Raw genomic sequence first — 19,268 nt, 5'->3', positions numbered from 1 at the left:
CCATTCGGATGCGGTCGGGCGTCACAGGCAGCACTTCTTGTATTTCTTCCCGCTGCCGCATGGGCATGGATCGTTTCTGCCGACTTTCGAGGATGCCGAGGGGAATTGAACCACGTTGCCCGGCTTGGCCTCTTGGTTCCGCATTGCGCTCAGCTCATCGGGCGTATAGCCGCGAGTCGACCACATTCTCGTCGTATTATGCACCTGAATAATGAGTGGCATTAACTCATCGAGCTGCTTCTTGCTCAAGTTTATCGATCGGTTCTCGAACTCCTCCATGATCACGCCAAGCGGCTCTTCCATCGCGCACGCAAGCTGAATATCGTCTACGAGCGCGTGAGCCAGCCGCTCGGATTTGCCCAGTCGCTGCACAATATAATGTTTCAGCATCTCCAATTGCGGCGTCATCTCGAAATAATCGATATCCGCATAACGCAGCAGCTCTTCTTTCGGAGGAATGTAGTACGGCTTGTCCTTCACGCTCTCCAGGAAAGCCTCGTAATCGTCCAGGCTCTCGCCGTCCAAGTTATCGCTGAACAGCAGTCCGCGCTGAACGTTCCAAGTCAACAGCTTATCCGAGACCGACGAACGAATCCGGTTGAATTGCGATTCCGTCAACTGGCTGCCGTTCTGCTCGTTGATGATCGCAATGACCTTGTCGACCGGGCAGATCCCGTATAGGTTGGCCGCAGCTTCGATATACCGCAGCACCAGCTGGTGTTCGCCGCGTTCCTTGCGGAAAGAAGGTTGATGGAGTTTCCCGAACGCGTCCTTGACCTCCGCAGGCATGGCAATGAACAATTCGTTCCGCTCCATGAAGCTGAACACCAACCCTTTATCCATCAGGAACAAGTACGCATCCAGCATAATGGCATTATCTTGAATGGACGGGACTTTCAAAAGCCGGCTGACGAGTTCCCATTCCTTCGGCTCTGCCGCAATGAACGCCGCACGTACGTATGCCGGCTCCGCAATCCGCTCGTAAAGCGCATCCGCAAGCTCCTGCTTCTTCAGCTTGGAGCGCCCTGCCAACGCACAGTTCGCGGCAATGAAGCTAAGCCGATCCTTCGTCATCAGCGCGAAAATATCTTTCAAGCCGGTCACGACCGGACCTTTGATGGCATTGCTCTGGTTCAACCGCTGAATTTCGTTCTGTATTTCTTCCATACCGTAATAACTCCTTTACATCTTAAGCAACTTCTCTTAAGCAACTTCAACGATTGTACCCTAATTCGGGATGCATGTGAAAGGATTGGGGAAATTAGGCAATGAATATAGAAGCGCACCCGGGATCCGGATGCGCTGTTCGTTCGCGTGAAGCTGTCGTTATACGTTCGGAATCTGCCAATCGATCTCTTGAAGTCCCGCAGCGCGCAGAAACCGGTTCGCCCGCGAGAACGGCTTGCTGCCGAAGAAGCCCCTGTGCGCCGACAACGGACTCGGATGCGGCGAACGAATCAGCAAGTGCTGCGGGCCGGTAATCAGCTCCGCCTTCTTCTGCGCATGGCTGCCCCATAGGACGAACACGACCGGCTCGGGCTTGGCATTGACCGTCGCGATGACGCGATTCGTAAACGTCTCCCAGCCCTGCTCTCTATGCGAATTGGCTTGATGCGCCCGTACCGTCAGCACGGTGTTCAGCAGCAATACGCCCTGCCGCGCCCATTTCAGCAGATGCCCGTTATTGGGAATATAGCATCCCAGATCATCCCGAAGCTCTTTGAAAATATTTTGCAAGGAAGGCGGCGAATCAATCCCCTCCTGGACGGAGAAGCTCAGTCCATGCGCTTGTCCCGGCCCGTGGTACGGATCCTGTCCGAGAATAACCACCTTCGTATCGGCCAGCGGCGTATAATGCAGGGCATTAAAGATATCGTATTTATCCGGATAAACCGTCGTCGCCCGGTACTCGCCAACCAGAAACCCGCGAAGCCGCAAGTAGTAAGGCTCCGAAAATTCCCGCTCCAATTCCGACGACCAGTCGTTCTTCAAGATAGCCATGCGCAGCCCTATCCCCTTCTGGAGTAATGATGCCATAGATGAAATTATAGCATAACTCGTCTCTGTCATTAATTAGGTATGCTATTGCTCGACTAGGGGGCGCTGCGACAGGCCGAGGTCAAGCGCTAGATCGCGGAGCATGTCCTCCCCGTTCCGCGGCATTCCGATATGATACCCCTGCAGCATGTCGCATTGAAACCGGAGCAGCATGTTCGCTTGCCGGGCCGTCTCTACGCCCTCTGCGACCACTTTCAGATCAATCGTATGCGAAAGCTGGACGAGCGTTTTCATGAACAGTCCGTCCTTCTCGGACTGCAGCATGGATGCCACGAAGCTTTTGTCAATCTTCACATAGTCGATGGGAAGCAGCTTCAGATAGTTCAGCGAGGAGTAGCCTGTGCCAAAATCGTCCAAGTACATCCGCACCCCGATTTCCTTCAGCGCCTCCAGCTTGCTCCGGCTCCCCTCGAAGGAATTGATCAGCACCGATTCCGTCAACTCCAGACCCAGCCAGTCCGGCTTCAATCGGTTACGCGCCAGACAATCCTCCACATGGTTCACGAAGCCTTGCTGCGCAATATCGTTCGCGGATACGTTGATCGTGACCCGTATGCCCCGGTCGCGGCCCGCGTTCAGCTTACCGGCGAAGCGGCATGCCGCTTCAAGCACCCACTTGTCCAGCGGAACGATGAGTCCGGTCTGCTCCGCCGTTTCAATGACGGTCTGGATGGGCACCCCCGAGAGTGCGGGTGCTTGACACCTCAGAAGCGCCTCCACGCCCGTAATGCGCCCTTCCGCGCAATCAAAGATCGGTTGGTAATGGAGCTCGAATTGCTGATTGCGCAGCGCCTCTTTGATGCTGCGCTCGATATTGGCCTTCTGAGTGATTTGCAGCTGTATGCTGTGATCGAACAGGCAATACTGATTTTTGCCCTTTGCCTTCGAATGGTACATGGCCATATCCGCCTTCTGCAGCAGCACTTCGAACGTTACGCCGTGCTCCGGATAGAAGGAGACGCCAATGGACGCGGAAACGTGGCACATCTGCTTCTTATGATAGATCGGCTCGTCCATGGAAAGGATGAACCGCTGCAGCGCTTCCTCTACCATCGTCTTGTTCTCCACATTATGCAGCACTAAGACGAATTCATCGCCGCCGATGCGCGATGCATACTTGTCGGCGTACGCGATCGCCTCCAACCGCGAGGCGACCTCGATCAGCACTTGATCCCCTGCGGAGTGGCCCAGCATATCGTTGATCGTCTTGAAGTTGTCCAAGTCCACATAGATGACCGCAATGCCTGAATGCGGATTTCCCGACAACGCGTCCGCGGTCGTTTCCAGCAGATGCCGGCGATTGAGCAATCCGGTCAAGGAATCGAAATACGCAAGCCGGTATATTTTATCGTTCGATGCGCTTAATGCTTCGTCGCGCTTGCGAATTCCTTCCGTCATCAGATTGAAGCTATGGGAGAGGCTGCGAATTTCCTCGTAGGTATTGATGGTTGCGTGCACGCCGTAATCGCCGTGTTCGACCGATTTCATTAAGCTGACCAGCCGCTGCAGCGGCGCGATGCCCTTCAGTACGAAGTAATACGTAACCAAACCGAATAACGCCAGGCAGATACAACCGGTGATGAAGACGGGAAATAGGACATTCCACACATGCGCGTTGATTTCCGTCATGCTTACGCCGGTCGCGACCGCCATGCCGTTCTCGCGGACCAGATTCAGCTTGAGATAGTACGGCTTCCCTTTGAAGTTATATTCGGTCGGCTCCGCTTGCGCCATGCGCGCGACAGCCCCAAGCCGGTTGCCGAAGGGCCTCTCCCCGATGGCGAAATTATCCGTATCCGCCAGGATGGTACCGCTTGAGCTCAGCAGCATGACAAAGCCTTGACTCCCGATTCTGGAGCCGCCGATATACCTGCTGATCGACGATAAATCGAAATCGACCGCGAGCACGCCAATGGGATCTCCGTCCGGAGACCAAATCATGCGCGATGCCGTAATGATGATTTGCTGATTGAAGTAGTCCAGATAAGGGTCGGTCCACACCGGCTCTGTCCCGGATCGTTCGCCCAATTCGTACCATACTTGCTCTCTGGGGTCGTAGCTGGCCGATCGTGCCACGGAAGGCGCGCTGTACAATGCTCCGTTCTTTAATCCGAGCTTGACCGAGCTGCTGTTCAGGATCGTCTGCTGCATCGTTTGGAGTATGGCGTTCAAGTGGGACGGTTCCATTGTCGTCGCCGCATTCATCGCGTCGTCCGTCAGGGAGAATTGAGCGAGGAATTGATTGGCGCCCCGGATCAGATTCTCAAACTGCAGTCGGGCCTGCTCCAGCTTGAGCTGCGATTCCTTGAAGTAGGATTGCTTGAAGTTCGATTTCGTGTTCTTAAAGGATGTGTACCCGAAAGTGAGGATGACCACCATGCCAAGGCTTAAGATCAAAGCTGTGGCCATGAACTTGATGCTATTCCATTTCAAAGTATGAAACCCCTTTGCGCTTGTCTCGGCGCTTATTTCTTTCGCAAGAAATTATCGATGATGAACGGCTTGCCCAGAATGTTCGATATATTGCTTATTTCGTTGTACTGACGATCCTGAGCCTCCACGTATTTCTCGATCTTCGCATCGAACACTCGAATCGCGCCGGGAGATTTCCCGTGGATCGTTAACATGGCTGTCTTGAATGTAGTCTTCGCTCTGCCGGACAGATCCGCTCTGGCCGCGAAGGGAGAGCCCGGGATTTCGCCGGATTGCCAGAGGATGCGGATATCCCGTTCGTCGTACCGGCCCGATTCGATGTATTTCTTCAAGGTCAAGTCCTCCATCGCCCCGGCATCCGCTTGCTTGGACATGACCGCCGTCAGCACCGCGTCGCGCGATCCGGCATAGACCGTATTCGTGAAATAGCGGGCCATATCGATATGCCGGCTGCTGAATAAGGAGTACGGCAGCACGAAGCCGTTCTTCATCGCATGAATCAAGCCGGCATAGTCGCCCGGAATCGTCGTTATAATTTCGATAGCCCGTCTCTTCTTCCAGATACGCTCTGATCGGTTCGAAGCCGGTACGCATCGTCTCCGGATTGCCGGAAGGCACAAGTCCGATCGTCAATTGCTCCGGTTCATTGTGAAACCCAATGAAATAGTAACCTATCCCTATGAACGCCGCAATGAAAATTAATAAAATGAGTCCGCGTTTCATTGGCTCCCCCTGCTCGTTCCCGACCGCAATCCGATTCGCCCGACCGCCAATTAATCCCATTCATCATACCAAAGGTTCATTCGCACATTGTAAAATATGGACGGAAATTGTTACGAAACCATAAAAAGAGAGGCTTGCGGTTCTCTCTTGGTCGACATAATGGGCCTATTCGACCTATAGGGCGCAGTCCGTAATGGCCGCGCTTCCGGATTGCTCTGGCGAACCGTCCCGTCTTCGCTGCAGCTTCACGCCCGCTGCTGCAAGGAGGAATGCGCTTCGCCAGCCGCGTATTGCCGCTGAAGCCGGCAATCGGACCAGCCTCCGATCATTCCGCAATGCATGCCTCGATGGCGGCTTTCCAAGAAGCTTGCCCGCTTCACTTGGTACAGATCATAGACTTCCTGCGACGAGCAGGATCCGCCATTAAGTAAACCCCCGTAGGCGCTGCCGGACGAGAAGAACTGGAGCCGCGGGGCAGAGGGGATGCATACGATCTGACGACAAAATCCACAACCGCAAGCGGCTGTGGATTGGTTGTGGATTCATCTGTCGGCGCCGGTTCGATTCAAGGCCCATCGGGTTAGAGCGAGCTTACCGTCGTTCCCGCCATCATCTTCTTCACCGCATCCTGAATCGTATTGGAAGAAATGGCGAATCCGATGCCTTGCGCCTCGGCGTTGACCGCGGTATTCACTCCGATCACTTCGCCTTTCGTGTTAAGCAGCGGTCCGCCCGAGTTGCCGGGATTAATCGAAGCGTCGGTTTGCAGGAGATGCTCGTATTGATGCGGGGACCCGTCGTCCTCCGTGACCGTAATCGGGCGCTCCTTCGCGCTAAGCACGCCCGTCGTCATCGTGTGATCCAAGCCGTACGGATTGCCGATCGCGATGACCCAATCGCCGATATTCGCTTGATCCGAGTCGCCGAAGCTTAGCGCCGGGAAGCTTGTGCCGTCCGGATTCTCCACCTTGAGCACCGCCAAGTCCAGATCTTCGTTCGCATTGACGACCTTCGCCGTAAGCGGCGTATCGTATCCGGGCACGGTCACCTTAAGCTCCTCGGCATCTGCAATCACGTGCTGATTCGTCAGGATATAACCGTTCTTATCGAAGAAGAATCCGGACCCCGTGCCCATCAGCACGGGATCCTGGCTGCTCTGCGCCGATTGCTGCCGGCTGCCCGGCCATCCGCCGTTCCTGCCGTAGAGATTGAGATTCGACCGGTTGCTCTCGATCCCGTAATTCGCGATCTCCACGACCGCGGGATTCGCTTGGTTGAATACCGTAGCGAAATCCTCCGTCGAGGATTGGAGAGAAGCCGTCTTTACTCCGGCAGCGGCCGAATGAGAATCGCCGTTCGCGGCGGCCGTCTGAACGACGCCGGCCGTCCCGCCGCTGAACAAATTCAATCGATCGGATGTATAGGCCAGCCCGCCGATCATCAGGGCGCCGGCAAGAAAGGCCGCCAGAATCGATGGGGCCGACGTTCGTCCGCGACGGTTCGCGCCGCCTCCCGAAGCCCCTGTCCCGCCCTTCGCCGCGATCGCGTCTTCATACCTCTTCTGCAAGGCGGCCGCCTTCCGCGAGGATTCGTAGCGATATATCGTCAGACCTTCGTTGGCGTGATCGAATTCATGGTTCATGTCCTTATTGTCGTTCATTAGAATCATCCTCCCGTGTTCTGGATGACTCCATTATGCGGAACGATCCTAAAAGGAAGCTTAAATCTACCTAAAAGGTTGCTGAGAATCTATCGAAAATTATCCCTTAAGCGAATCGATTCGCTTCGGGATCGTCCATATCGTAGCCGAAGGCGTCGAGCGCCTGCCACAGCTCGGGGGCAATCGGGTAATTCGCGAGCTCCACCGTCTGCGCGATGCGTTCCGGTTTGCTCATGCCGACGACCGTGCTCGTAATTCGCGGATCGCGAAGCGAGAATTGAAGCGCCGCGGCAGCCAACGGCACATCGAATTCCCGGCACGTATTGGCGAACGAACGCGCTCTGTCCAATACGATCGGCGAAGCTTCGCTATACGCATAACGGGCGTAAGCATCCGGACCTTTGGCCAATATGCCGCTGCCGTAAGGAGCGCCGTTGATGACGGCGACGCCCATGCGGCTCGCAGCCTCAAGCAACGGCTCGGCCGACCGATTGAGCAGCGTATAGCGATTATGGGTTTCCACCGCGCTGAACGCTCCCGTCTCTACATAACGGATGAGCATATCGATCGGCCCGCCGGATATGCCGATATGATCGATGACGCCCTCTTCTTGAAACTTCCGCAATACCGCTAACGGTCCGCCGGTTCCCATGACATTCTCGAAGGTGGTATGCTCGGGATCGTGGATATATACGTATTGCAGGCGATCCAGACCCAGGCGTTCGAGACTTTCTTCGACGGAACGTTTGATCTGTTCGCCGCTGAAGTCGCCTGTCGCGAAGTCGCGGTCGGCCTTGGTGGCCAGCACGTAACCCGCCGGAAGTCCGCCGTTCGCTTGAATGGCCTTGCCGATCCGCCGCTCGCTCTCGCCCAAGCCATAGGATGCGGCCGTATCCAGGAAGTTGATCGGGCTCTCAAAGGCGGTACGCAGCGTCACCAACGCTTGTTCTTCCGGCGTGCCGTATTGAAAGGTTTCCGGCATATCCCCGAGCGGAGCGGCTCCAAGGCATAGCGGCGTTACGAGCAGGCCGGTACTGCCCAGCGGCCGTTTGGTTAATCGTGTGTTCGACATTGTGCGGTCCTCACTTTCATAGCTGTCTGCCTTACAGCGATACGCCCAAATAACCCCGCGTTAATTGGAAATCGATATTGCCCTGCCGGTAGAGACGCGGCGCATACGTATGCTCCAACACTTGCTTGCCGCGCTCGAGAATTTGATTCGCCCATAAAGCCGGGCTGCCCGAGAGCACCAAGTCGATATCTTGTTCATGCTTCTGCAGCATAGCCTGCTCTGACGTGATTTGCAGCATCGGGACGAACGGATGCGTCTGCATCGGACGATTGCCGATCAGCGCAATCACGAGTTCCACGCCGGTCGCCGCGAGTCCCGTGACCGTCTCCACCCAATGCGTCGTCGGCGTCTCCATGATGTGGAATCCGCAGCGGCGGACATGTTCCCCGTAGGCGACGGACGGCTGGACTTCCGACGAAGCAAATAGCTGTCGGCGGAATGAAGCCGCGGCGAGCAATCCGCTATTCTCAGGCACGACGACCACGCCTCCCGCTCCGGCAATCGCCTTGGCCAGCGCTGCCAGCTGCTCGCCGGCATCGTAGGTAATGGCACCGTCGCTCATGATCCCGATACGCAGTCCTTCCAGTCCGACGGCCGCCTTCTCCGCAGGCTCGGCCGCGGCTAATCGGTCGGCGAACCACGCCTCGACCTTCTCGCTCACCTTGGCGATTCCGCCGTCGAGCTGGATGCTGGCATAGCCGAGCCGGCTCGCATCCACGCCGTTCACTTCCATCTGATGGCGCATATAATCGTTGTGCGTTTTCTCGCAGCCATGCTCCAGCAGCAAACAATGCGCCACCATCGGATGCGTGATGTAGCCGAGCATCGTGCGGGCGAATAGCGATTCCGCCGGCCCGCCCGACGTGCCGCAGCCCTCCGTATGCGCCAGCGCGACAAAGCCCGAGAGACCGGACTGTCCCGCTCCTTGCTCGTTCAGCCGTCGCGTAATCATGCCCGCGACCTGCCCGGCGCAAAGGCTGGTCGGCACGATCAAGCCGATATTGTCGCTGGATAGCCGATCACGCTGCCGGGTAAAGGTAAATTGGATCGGGTTCGCCATCGCCGCGGCATCCTCCCGGATCTCGATCGGCGCTCCGGTCGGCGCGGGAGCGTGCAGCAGCGTCTCCAGCCGGCTCGTATCGTTCTGCTGCCAATTGCGCCAAATCTGTACCTGGGCATGCCCCGCCTTCTCGCCGACGCTCCGCTGGCCGGAGGCGATTCGGATGGCCAATTCGAAGACCTCTTGCCCCAGCTCATCCATCGGCTTGCCTTCCAGATACTGCCCCGCGTTCACGTCCATATCGTTCGACAGCAATTGGAAGCGGCGCGTCGTCGTGACCACCTTGACCGTCGGCACGTACGGGAAATTGGTGATCGAGCCATTCCCCGTCGTAAAGAAGATCATGTTGCAGCCTGCGGCCACCTGTCCGGCGATGCTCTCCAGGTCATTCCCCGGACTGTCCATGAAATAGTAGCCGCCATCCTTCATGAGCTCCCCGTATTCGGTTGCGAAATCGATCCGCGTCGCAGGGTCTTTCTTCATGGCGGCGCCTATCGATTTGAGATAGATGTTGTACAAGCCGCGATACATGTTACCGCCGGACGGATTGCCTTCCGCGCTGGTGCCGTGCCAGGACGTACGCTCCTTGAACCGGTCGACAAGCTCCAGGAATTTGCGCGCGGTTTCCACATTGCGTACTTTCGACAGGATATAGGGCTCCGCGCCGATCAACTCGTCGGTTTCGGCCAGGCTGGCCGCGCCGCCGTAACGCACCAGCTCTTCCGAAATCCAGCCGAGCAGCGGATTCGCGGATACGCCGGAGAAGGCGTCCGAACCGCCGCACTGCAAGCCGATTCGCAAGTGGCGGATGGATTCGGGCGTCCGCTGCATCGCATTGACCGTCGGCAGCCACTCGCGCACTAACGCTTCGCCTGCGACCAGCTCCTCTTCGAAGCTGCTCGCGAGCGATACGAACTTATGCAGCACGTCGTCGATCGGGTAGCCATGCTCGCGCGCATACGCCTCCACCATCTTGTTCGTGATCGATTCATTGCCGTAATCGACGAGCAATACCGCGCCGACATTCGGATTGACCATGAAACCGGCGAGCGTTCGCAGCAGCAAGTCCGCGTTATTCGGCTTCGAAGTGCCGCCCTCCGTATGCGCCGCGGGAACGATCCCGTCGATATTCGGATAGTGCCTGCATTCGTCCTGCAGCCGGGCGGCAAGCTGTCTCACATAGCTGCCCGTCTGCGAGGTGGTGCCAAGCAGCACGATGTAGTTGCGCGTGCCTACCCCGCGGTCTTCATGGCGGCGATATCCCATGAAGGTGCGCGTCTCCGTATAGGTCGGCGATGCCGGGGCAGGCCGGAAGTTCGCCTCGTCCAGAATATAAGGATGAACCTGATCCGCGAAATTGGGCTCGGGCGGCAGCGAGAATGCCAGCTTGCGCACGCCTAGCGCTCCCAGGACGGTAGCGTTGATCACGTAATGGCCGGGATCAATCGGCTTCAGCGCCACGCCGAAAGGCAGCTGCCACGAAAGCAGCTCTTCGCCGGGAGCGATCGCTTGGACCGCGAATCGATGGCCCTCCATCACCGTGCAATCCAAAACGAAGGATTGGCTTTCATACCGTATGACGGTACCGGCGTTCAATTGGCGAATCGCAACGGCGCAGTTATCCCCGGGCAGAGGAAGTCTGGCCACTTCTTCAAATTGGTAAACGACATCCATCGATGATCGGCTCCCTTGACGTAAATTTCCTACTGACATGCAATTGAGTTATTTCCTGCGTCATCCGAACGCTTGGTATGGAGACGCTTTCAAATTATCTATTATTATAAGGCCAACTTGCATCTTTGGTAAGATTATATCACGAGAGTCGGATTCCGGTTGTCTTAGTGAATAGGAATGGGAAAATAAAAACAGCTGCTTGATCGGATTCGACACGCTCATCCAGAAAGAGACAATTATCATCGGAACATGCTATTATCGTACTAATTAAACTCTTTAGACAGTGAGGAAGAGCCTTGAATGGAAAAAATTCTTGTTGTTGACGATGATCCTCAAATCCGCGAAATGATCCGTACCCATGTCGAACAGTCAGGTATGATCGCGTTCGAAGCCGTATCCGGGCGACAAGCGATCGAACGATTAGAGTCAACGCCGATCGATGTGATCGTTCTGGATCTGATGATGGAGGATAGCGACGGCTTCAAGGTACTCTCTTACTTGCGCAATCGTCGTTTGAACACGCTGACTATCGTGGTCAGCGCAAGAAGGCAAGAGCAGGATAAAATCACCACGCTTGGCCTCGGCGCCGATGATTATATGACCAAGCCATTTAGCCCCATGGAGTTGATCGCCCGCATTCAAGCCGTTCTGCGCAGGCGTTATCCGGTATCCGCCCACACGTCTGTCATCATTCGTTTGAACAAGCTCATTCTCGATGTCGATAATTATTTCATGCTCGTTCATGACGAGAAGATAGCTTTGACTTCGGTCGAGCGCGATTTGATGCAGCTCCTCATGAAGAATCCCGACCGCGTGATGACTAAACTCGAAATCTATCGACAAGTATGGCAGCATGAACATTATGACGATAACAATTTAAGCGTGTACATGAGCCGGCTGCGCAAGCAGCTGGAACGTGCGGACTCTCCCTGGGCGATTCAAGCGATACGCGGTGTAGGTTATCGTTTGACGGGAGTCGAAAGATGATATTAAGGACCAAGCTATGGCTGTTGCTCGTTGTCAGTGCCGCCCTCAGTATGGTATTGTTCGGCTATTCATCGGTCTGGATCGGTAAGATGGCGAATAAGGGCTATGCTCTGTTCGAGCTGAACCCGCTCGCGCACGCTATTGTGGATTCGATAGAGGAACGGCCCGAGCTGGGGAAGGACACGTTGAAGTCGACTCTGGATCGCGCCCATGAAGAACATCCCTCCATCCGATTTTTGTGGATGGACGATAACGGACGGCCCATCTATGATACCGCGGGACTCAATCCAATTTTTACGTTTCATGATCTAGCGCTGCTTATGCAGAATATGCCGGAGGGATACTTAAAAAACGATGAAGTACATATCCTCACTCCGGCATCCAGGGACGGGCAATCGTATTTCATGCTCCTCAGCCTTCCTGCCTCCGCGATGAAGCAAGGCGAGATGTATTTTCTGATTCGTTCGCACAAATCTCTTTTGACCTTGGTCGCTCCGCTCATTTTGTCGTTCTCGATTCCATTCCTGCTTGGTTTATGGATTTTCTCCAGAATTAATAAAAGAATCCGCAAACTAAACAACGCGGTGAATCAACTGAACCTCCAAAGCCATTCTCCTGTTGCGGAACTAATAGATCGCTCCAAAGACGAGCTTGGCCAGCTTACGAGGCATTATAATTCGATGGCCCAGCGAATCCATTCCCAATTCGGAGAAATCCAGCAGTTCGAGAATAAACGCAAGCTCCTTCTATCTAACCTGTCGCATGATTTGCGAACGCCCCTGACGACAATGCTGGGCTGCGCCGAGATGATTCGCACAGGCAATTATACGGACCAGCAAGAGCTCCAGACCAGGGCCAAAATCATTCTCCAGCGCTGCCGATATATGGACAAGCTGTTGGATCAAATGCTTGAAGTCTCCCGTCAAGACGAGGAAGTCGTCGCTATTCATCTGGAGAATCATAATTTATCGGAGATCATTCGTAAAATCGCGGTGGAATACATCATGATACTCGATGGAGATCAAGTGGAGTTGGACGTCGAAATGCCCGATGCGGATATTCATCTCCTTATCGATGCTCCGCTTATCGAGAGAGCATTGCGCAATCTCATGGACAATGCGCTCCGATATGGCAAGGATGGGCACTATCTCGGCATTGAGCTGACAGCGGACGATCAGGCAGCTGCCATCATCGTTAAGGATAAGGGCAAAGGAATTCCCGTCGAGCATCAGAAGCACATCTTCGAACGCTTCTACCGCGTGGACGGCAGCCGAAAGGGAGAAGGATTGGGAATCGGCTTATCTATCGTCAAGGATATCTCCCTGGCCCACCAGGGCACTCTGGAAATGAACAGTATACCGGACGCGGAAACGACGTTTCGGATCCGGTTACCTATCTCTCCGCCGATTTAGACGACTTCCCGCGCTCTCTCGTCAAGCTGGGAACGACCGCTTGCAATCGGTCTGAAATCTACCGTAACAAAATCCGCATGAATCGGGGACTGCCGACTCATGCGGATCGTATTGAATCTCATTTAAATGTCTAACCATCCAAGCGCTTGCAGCGTTCTAATAATAACGGCCGCCGCTTGCTCGCGCGTCGTCGTCTCCTTCGGGCTGAACGTATCCGCACCTGTTCCTGTCATGATGTTAAGTCGTATCATCGTCCTCACACTTTCCAGGTAGGCCGCTTGTATGCTTCCGACATCTTGATACGCTTCCAAATCGACATATTTACCGGGGATCGGAACATGCTCCATCGTCAATGCGGCCGCCAACATGCTCGCCATCTCCTCGCGTGTCAGCGGTCGATTCGGCAGAAAAATCCGACCGCCTGCAAAATCCAACAGTCCAAGCGACTTTGCATCCACTACCGCTTCGGAATACCATGCGTCGGGCTTTACATCGTTATAGGGTGACGAGCTGTCAGCGGAACCGCCGCGTCCTAATGCCCGAACGAGCATTGTAACGAACTCCGCCCGCGTTACCGTTCGAGCCGGTTCGAACTTGCCATCTCCCGTACCTTGAATAATCCCCTTCGATGCGGCCAGCTCAATGAGCGGCTTCGACCATCCTCGATTAACATCCTTAAAACTTATTGCATGGTCCACTACGACATAGACACTATTCGAGTAAGAGCGGATCAACGCGTACGTTAGCCCGTCGATCGATACGGTTCGGGCAGGGACAAACTCGTACTGCTTCGTCGTTTCGTTGTAGCGGAACGCGCCCCATTGCTTCGGCATGCCGCTAACGCGCCCGGACAATGGAAGGATTCGGGTAATCGCCTGCGAGAAGCGCTCCACCGTACCGATCGATTGGCCCGTCTTCCTATTCACGATCTCCAGGTGAAAATCAACCATATCGCTTATCGCTTCACCACCCGGCAGGTCCTCTTCAAGCGCGGACTGAAGGGTTGGATCCTCCGATCTATCGGTCAATACGAACTTGAAGCCGAGATCGGCAGCCTGCAGATTGTACTTCGCCATCCATTTCGGCAATTCCGGAATGATTAATGCTAAATCGACCGGTACTTGGTAGCTCCCGTATGGCGTCTTCAATTCGAGATAGAAACCGGGATTCTGTATGGCCAGCTCCGTCAAAACACTCGCGGGAATATTAACAATGACGACACCATCTTGCGGCGTTGCTTCAAGCGCAGCGTATGGCTGATTGGTATCGATGTCTTCCAAATCGAATTCTTGCCCATTCAAATCGATAACCGGCTGATCGTCGACCAACGGGATGTTCACCGGCGGCATCGCTCCCCCGCCTATGGCAGGCGCTGCAGCTCGAGCGATCTTGACCTTATACGTATTCGTTACATTGTCATTTGTCCTGACGATGATAGCAATCTCATTGCTCCCCACGACCAGCGGGAGTGAAAAAGCTGCCGTACCGCTCGACATATCGAATGGTCCGCCTATGAGCGTTCCGGAGCTATTATAGACACTTACCGTCATCTCGCTCATGTCTTCATCAGGCGCCTCAATCGTAACTGTCACGTTATCGACGCTATTGTCCACGCTTGATGTATAGTCGGTTCTGAACGGTTCGAACCCCGGGCTTAGCGTACCGTTCGATAAGACTAACCCGCTTAAATCCGCACCGTTGCTGAGTGCTGCCCGCGTTACCGTAACCGTGTATGTTCTGGACACGCCGTCCTGCGCCGTCACGAGGATCGAGATCGTATTGCTCCCTACGCTCAGCGGAAGCGATGGCGACTCTGCCCCGCCGGTCAACGGATGCGGCCCGCTCGCTAATGTACCGTCACCATCATAGACGCTTGCCGCAGCCGTGGCATTGGCAGCATCCGAGAATGTCGCCGTCACCGTGATGCTGCTCACGCTATTGCCCACGGCTGCCGTATACGTTCCCCCGAACGCCGGGGTAAGCGTGCCGCTCGATAACGTTAAATGACTCAATTCCGCGTTGCTGCTTGCGCCTCGCGTTACCGTTACCGTGTATGTCTTCGTCGTTCCATCCTCTGCCGTAACCGACAGACTAATCGTGTTGCTCCCTACGCCAAGCGCCAGTGACGGCGATGCCGTGCCGCTGGCTACCGGCGACGGGCCGCTTACCAACGCTCCGCTTCCGTTGTACAGGCTGACCGTAATTGTTGCATGCGACGGATCCGCTGCCGTCGGCTTAATCGTAACGCTGCTAACGTTATTGTCCACGCTCGCCTTGTACGTCCCGGGAAGGAACGACGGCGTTAACATGCCGCCCGACAACTCCAAATCGCTCAAGTCCGCGTTGCTGCCCGCTGCCCGCGATACCGTTACGGTGTACGTCTTGATCGTTCCATCCTCGGCCGTGACCTTCACCGCGATCGCATTGCTGCCCGCTGCCAGAGGAATTGTAGATGTTCCCCCGCTAATGATCGGTTCATCATTCACGCTCACCGCCGCACGGCCATCTTCTGTCGTCGGCGTCAATGTGATGCTGTTCACGCTGTTTCCTACAATTGACGTATAGCTGGTCGTATCTGCATCGAACACCGGGCTTAGCGTACCGCCTGACAGGATCAGTCCACTCAAATCCGCACTGCCGCCCAGTGCCGCTCGCGTCACTGTTACCGTATACGTTCGAAGTGAGCCGTCCTGCGCCGTCACGAGGATCGAGATCACGTTGCGCCCTACGCTCAGCGGCAGCGATGTCGACTCTGCCCCGCTGGCCAGCGTATGTGGACCACTCGCTAATGTACCGTCATTATCATAGACGCTTGCCGCAGCCGTGGCATTGGCAGCATCCGAGAATGTCGCCGTTACCGTGATGCTGCTCACGCTATTCCCCACGGCTGCCGTATACGTTCCCCCGAACGCCGGGGTCAATGTGCCGCTCGATAACGTTAAATCACTCAATTCCGCGTTGCCGCTTGCGCCTCGCGTTACCGTTACCGTGTATGTTCTCGTCGTTCCATCCTCGGCCGTAACCGACAGACTAATCGTATTACTGCCTACGTCAAGCGCCAGTGACGGCGATGCCGCACCGCTGGCTACCGGCGACGGGCCGCTTACCAGCGTGCCGCTTCCGTTGTAAAGGCTAACCGTGACCGTTGCATGCGCCGGATCCGCTGCCGTCGGCTTAATCGTCACGTTGCTTACGTTATTGCCCACATTCGCCTTGTACGTTCCAGGTAGAAACGATGGCGTTAACATGCCGCCCGATAGCTCCAAACCGCTCAAGTCCGCATTGCTGCTCGCTGCTCGCGATACCGTTACGGTATAGGTCTTGACCGTTCCATCCTCGGCCGTGACCTTCACCGTTATCGCATTGCTTCCCACGATGAGCGGAAGCGATGCGGAAGCTCCGCCGCTGGTCACCGGCACGTCATTCACGCTCACGGCTGAACTGCCGTCAGCTACCGTTGGCTTTACCGTAATACTGCTCACGCCATTGCCTACACTTGCCGTATAATTGGTCGTTTCTGCCCTAAACGTCGGGCTTAGCGTGCCGTTCGACAGGACTAACCCGCTTAAATCCGCATTTGAGCTTATCGTTCTCGTTACATTGATTGTATAAGTCTTCGTCGTTGTTCCATCCTGCGCCGTCACATCGATCGTAATCGCAGTAATGCCGACCGCAAGCGGAATCAGTGGTGACGCAGCGCCATTCGCAACCGTCGCCCCGTTCACCTTTACAGTCGCCATTGCATCCGCCATGGTTGGCGTCACCGTTATTTCACTCTGGCTTGCATTCGCTGTATAGCTCGTTATGTTTGGGGCGAACGCCGGACTTAGCGGGCCGCCCGATAACGTCAGTTGACTTAGATTGGCGTTACTGCTGCGCAATCGCTCGATGGTTATCGTGTATGTCTTCGTCGTTACGCCATCCTCTGCCAAGGCCGCTAGCGTAATCGTATTACTCCCTACATCCAGGGTGATATCTCCCGACTGGGATCCGCTAGCAACGCTCTCTCCGTTTACCTTCACCGTTATTAAAGAATCCGACGTCGTTGGCGTCACGCGAATACTGCTAACCCCATTAACGACACTCGCCGCGTATTCAAACGTGCCGGGTGCGAACGCTGGGCTTAACGTACCGCTCGACAGCACGATATTGGTTAAACTCGCATCGCTCGAAGGGATGTAAGTGACTTGCTTGCGTATCGCATAGTTGTATTTATCGGCAATATACATGTCCCCGCCGCTAGACATTGCCAATCCGGCAGGCCCGTCTATTTCCGCAAGTTTACCTGGAGCTCCATCCCCCGAATAACCGGCTGTCCCCGTTCCCGTTATTGTCATGATTATGCCGTTGGGTATCACTTTTCTAATCCTGTTGTTGTCAGTATCGGCGATATACAAATTCCCGCTGCCGTCAACTGTTATACCTTCCGGTTCATTCAATTGCGCATCAACTGCCAAACCGCCGTCACCTGAATAGCCATCGGTACCAGACGTCCCTGCCACAGTGCTAATATTACCGCTTATATCTACTTTCCTTATCCGATTATTATACGTATCGGCAATATACAGATTGCCAGCGTCGTCTACCGCCACTGCATTCGGATAATATAGTCTTGCGTCAACGGCTGGTCCGCCGTCGCCCGAATAACCACTATCATCGGATCCCGCTACCGTCGTTATGAAGCCAGTCGTATCAACCTTCCGAATCCGATGATTGGATGTGTCGGCAATGTATAAATTCCCGGCACTATCTACCGCCACCCCGCTTGGACTGCTTAGCGCAGCATCAACAGCCGGGCCGTTGTCGCCGGCATAATCGCTGCTTCCGGTTCCCGCGATCGTGGTAATCACGCCATCCGGCGCTACCCGCCGTACCCTATTGTTATATTTATCGGCAATATACAAATTACCGGCACTATCTATCGCCACTCCTGCCGGGCTGCGCAGCTCGGCTTCGACAGCTTGCCCTTCGTCTCCGGCATAACCATAATTGCCGTTTCCCGCCACCGTACTGATAGACCCGTCAGTTAATACCTTGCGTATCTTGTTGTTGTCCGTATCCGCGATATACAAATTCCCGCTGCCGTCTACAGCTACCGCCGACGGGTTCGATAATTCGGCATCGGTAGCCGAACCTCCGTCTCCCGAATCGCCATAATTGCCTCCGGCAAAGGTATAAATCTCTCCGCCGGTCCCTGCAAAAACACGTGCGTCTCGGATCGGAATCAGCCCTGTTAATAGTTCTGTCACTAGTAAACAAACCGCAAACAGCATCAACAAGCGACGAATTTTAAAGCCCATAGCATCTACCCCTCCGTCTTTGATAATTACCATTAATGAACATAACATTGGAAAGATAGGCGACAACATTAATGAATTCTTAAAAGAATTTGAGTGGCCTGTGCGCAGTAGTCACAACGCGGTTGCGCTTAAAAAAGAAAAAGCGCCTGCCTCTCGCAGCATTTCAACGAGAAGATGAAGAAGGAGAACGTCCAGGTCTATTACGATTGCGAATTTATCGGCGTCGTTCACGAGGACGGCCGGATCCGGTCGGTCATCGTCTCGACGCGCGAAGGGCTGAGGGCGTTCGAGGGCGAACGGTTCATCGATTGCACGGGCGACGCACGGGTGGCGATCGATGCGGGCGTTCCATACCGTACCGGGCGGGACGAGGACAGCCTGACGCAGCCGATGACGCTGATGTTCACGATGCGGAACACCGGCAAGCCGGTGACGCCCGTGCCGCCGGAGGGCTGCTACGTCTACAACGACGTGTCCGACCTGCCGCAAGGACGCCGTCGACGCTAATGAAACAAGCCGGCTTCTGGCCGTAAACCGCCAACGCTAAAGAACCAAGTTAACGCTATTTACTTCTATTGCCGTTTTTCTGAATCGTAACGAATCCTAATGACGTTAATGGGCGTTTCAGCTTCACTTGGGGGGCATTCCCCCCAAATAAGCCGTCTCTGATTCGTTACTTTCCTCCGGGAAAGCAATAGAGGCGAATAGGATGCTTACGATTCGTTAACAATTTTTGGGATTCCATGCTTTCGTAGCAGGCGAATGCTGTATTCCCAGTCCACCGACAGTGAACAGGTGAATGCTGTACTCCCTGTCTGTCGACAGTGAACACAAACCAATCACCAAGCCTATGCTTCCGTTGCTGGCGAATTGCGAGATGGACAGCGCT

General features: G+C 55.1%; 11 protein-coding genes. 3 read left to right on the top strand and 8 right to left on the bottom strand.

All coding sequences use genetic code 11. The features are described 5' to 3' along the window. Positions 1-21 precede the first annotated feature (21 nt). The 7 genes from GXP70_RS02405 to GXP70_RS02375 all read right to left on the bottom strand — a co-directional run bounded on the left by GXP70_RS02405 (position 22) and on the right by GXP70_RS02375 (position 10,680). A complete protein-coding gene (locus tag GXP70_RS02405) occupies positions 22-1,167 on the bottom strand; it encodes a YecA family protein (RefSeq protein WP_162355005.1) in 1,146 nt (381 codons plus the stop codon). A 159-nt stretch (positions 1,168-1,326) separates the two neighbouring features. Further along, complete coding sequence (locus GXP70_RS02400; RefSeq protein WP_162355004.1) at positions 1,327-2,001, bottom strand: uracil-DNA glycosylase; 675 nt, start codon at positions 1,999-2,001, stop codon at positions 1,327-1,329. 81 nt (positions 2,002-2,082) lie between these two features. Then, complete coding sequence (locus GXP70_RS02395; RefSeq protein WP_162355003.1) at positions 2,083-4,491, bottom strand: bifunctional diguanylate cyclase/phosphodiesterase; 2,409 nt, start codon at positions 4,489-4,491, stop codon at positions 2,083-2,085. 32 nt (positions 4,492-4,523) lie between these two features. Beyond that, entirely contained in the window at positions 4,524-4,994 is a 471-nt protein-coding gene (locus GXP70_RS02390; protein ID WP_162355002.1) for a phosphate/phosphite/phosphonate ABC transporter substrate-binding protein, read from the bottom strand. A gap of 800 nt (positions 4,995-5,794) precedes the next feature. Then, positions 5,795-6,874 (bottom strand): S1C family serine protease, encoded by a 1,080-nt coding sequence (locus GXP70_RS02385; RefSeq protein ID WP_162355001.1) that lies wholly within the window; start codon positions 6,872-6,874, stop codon positions 5,795-5,797. 106 nt (positions 6,875-6,980) lie between these two features. Then, complete coding sequence (locus tag GXP70_RS02380) at positions 6,981-7,946, bottom strand: aldo/keto reductase (RefSeq protein ID WP_162355000.1); 966 nt, start codon at positions 7,944-7,946, stop codon at positions 6,981-6,983. Positions 7,947-7,977: 31 nt separating this feature from the next. After that, positions 7,978-10,680, bottom strand: a complete 2,703-nt coding sequence (locus tag GXP70_RS02375) for a UxaA family hydrolase (protein ID WP_162354999.1) — start codon at positions 10,678-10,680, stop codon at positions 7,978-7,980. A gap of 300 nt (positions 10,681-10,980) precedes the next feature. Here GXP70_RS02375 and GXP70_RS02370 point away from each other — a divergent pair, with 300 nt between their 5' ends. Together GXP70_RS02370 and GXP70_RS02365 are read left to right on the top strand one after the other, a co-directional pair. After that, positions 10,981-11,667: a response regulator transcription factor gene (locus GXP70_RS02370; protein WP_162354998.1), complete on the top strand. Its 687-nt coding sequence runs from the start codon at positions 10,981-10,983 to the stop codon at positions 11,665-11,667. Further along, positions 11,664-13,079 carry a sensor histidine kinase gene (locus GXP70_RS02365; RefSeq protein WP_162354997.1) on the top strand — a complete coding sequence of 472 codons (1,416 nt, stop codon included), beginning with the start codon at positions 11,664-11,666 and terminating at the stop codon, positions 13,077-13,079. The genes GXP70_RS02370 and GXP70_RS02365 overlap by 4 nt, the downstream gene beginning before the upstream one ends. A gap of 122 nt (positions 13,080-13,201) precedes the next feature. Here the strand turns inward: GXP70_RS02365 and GXP70_RS02360 are convergent, their stop codons facing one another. After that, on the bottom strand, positions 13,202-18,379 hold the full coding sequence (locus GXP70_RS02360) for a cadherin-like beta sandwich domain-containing protein (protein ID WP_162354996.1): 5,178 nt from the start codon (positions 18,377-18,379) through the stop codon (positions 13,202-13,204). 174 nt (positions 18,380-18,553) lie between these two features. Between GXP70_RS02360 and GXP70_RS02355 the strand changes: the two genes are divergently transcribed. Continuing rightward, positions 18,554-18,886 (top strand): FAD-dependent oxidoreductase, encoded by a 333-nt coding sequence (locus GXP70_RS02355; protein ID WP_162354995.1) that lies wholly within the window; start codon positions 18,554-18,556, stop codon positions 18,884-18,886. Positions 18,887-19,268: the final 382 nt, after the last annotated feature.

It is taken from the genome of Paenibacillus lycopersici (assembly GCF_010119935.1).
GTDB lineage: Bacteria > Bacillota > Bacilli > Paenibacillales > Paenibacillaceae > Paenibacillus_Z > Paenibacillus_Z lycopersici.
Note: the sequence above shows the minus strand (reverse complement) of the source record. Positions and strands in the feature narration are given on the sequence as shown.

Bases quoted from the DNA above. Each gene is read 5' to 3' on its own strand.
- GXP70_RS02405 (WP_162355005.1), bottom strand. From the start codon at position 1,167: ATGGAAGAAATACAGAACGAAATTCAGCGGTTGAACCAGAGCAATGCC.
- GXP70_RS02400 (WP_162355004.1), bottom strand. From the start codon at position 2,001: ATGGCTATCTTGAAGAACGACTGGTCGTCGGAATTGGAGCGGGAATTT.
- GXP70_RS02385 (WP_162355001.1), bottom strand. From the start codon at position 6,874: ATGAACGACAATAAGGACATGAACCATGAATTCGATCACGCCAACGAA.
- GXP70_RS02380 (WP_162355000.1), bottom strand. From the start codon at position 7,946: ATGTCGAACACACGATTAACCAAACGGCCGCTGGGCAGTACCGGCCTG.
- GXP70_RS02375 (WP_162354999.1), bottom strand. From the start codon at position 10,680: ATGGATGTCGTTTACCAATTTGAAGAAGTGGCCAGACTTCCTCTGCCC.
- GXP70_RS02370 (WP_162354998.1), top strand. From the start codon at position 10,981: ATGGAAAAAATTCTTGTTGTTGACGATGATCCTCAAATCCGCGAAATG.
- GXP70_RS02365 (WP_162354997.1), top strand. From the start codon at position 11,664: ATGATATTAAGGACCAAGCTATGGCTGTTGCTCGTTGTCAGTGCCGCC.
- GXP70_RS02360 (WP_162354996.1), bottom strand. From the start codon at position 18,379: ATGGGCTTTAAAATTCGTCGCTTGTTGATGCTGTTTGCGGTTTGTTTA.
- GXP70_RS02355 (WP_162354995.1), top strand. From the start codon at position 18,554: ATGAAGAAGGAGAACGTCCAGGTCTATTACGATTGCGAATTTATCGGC.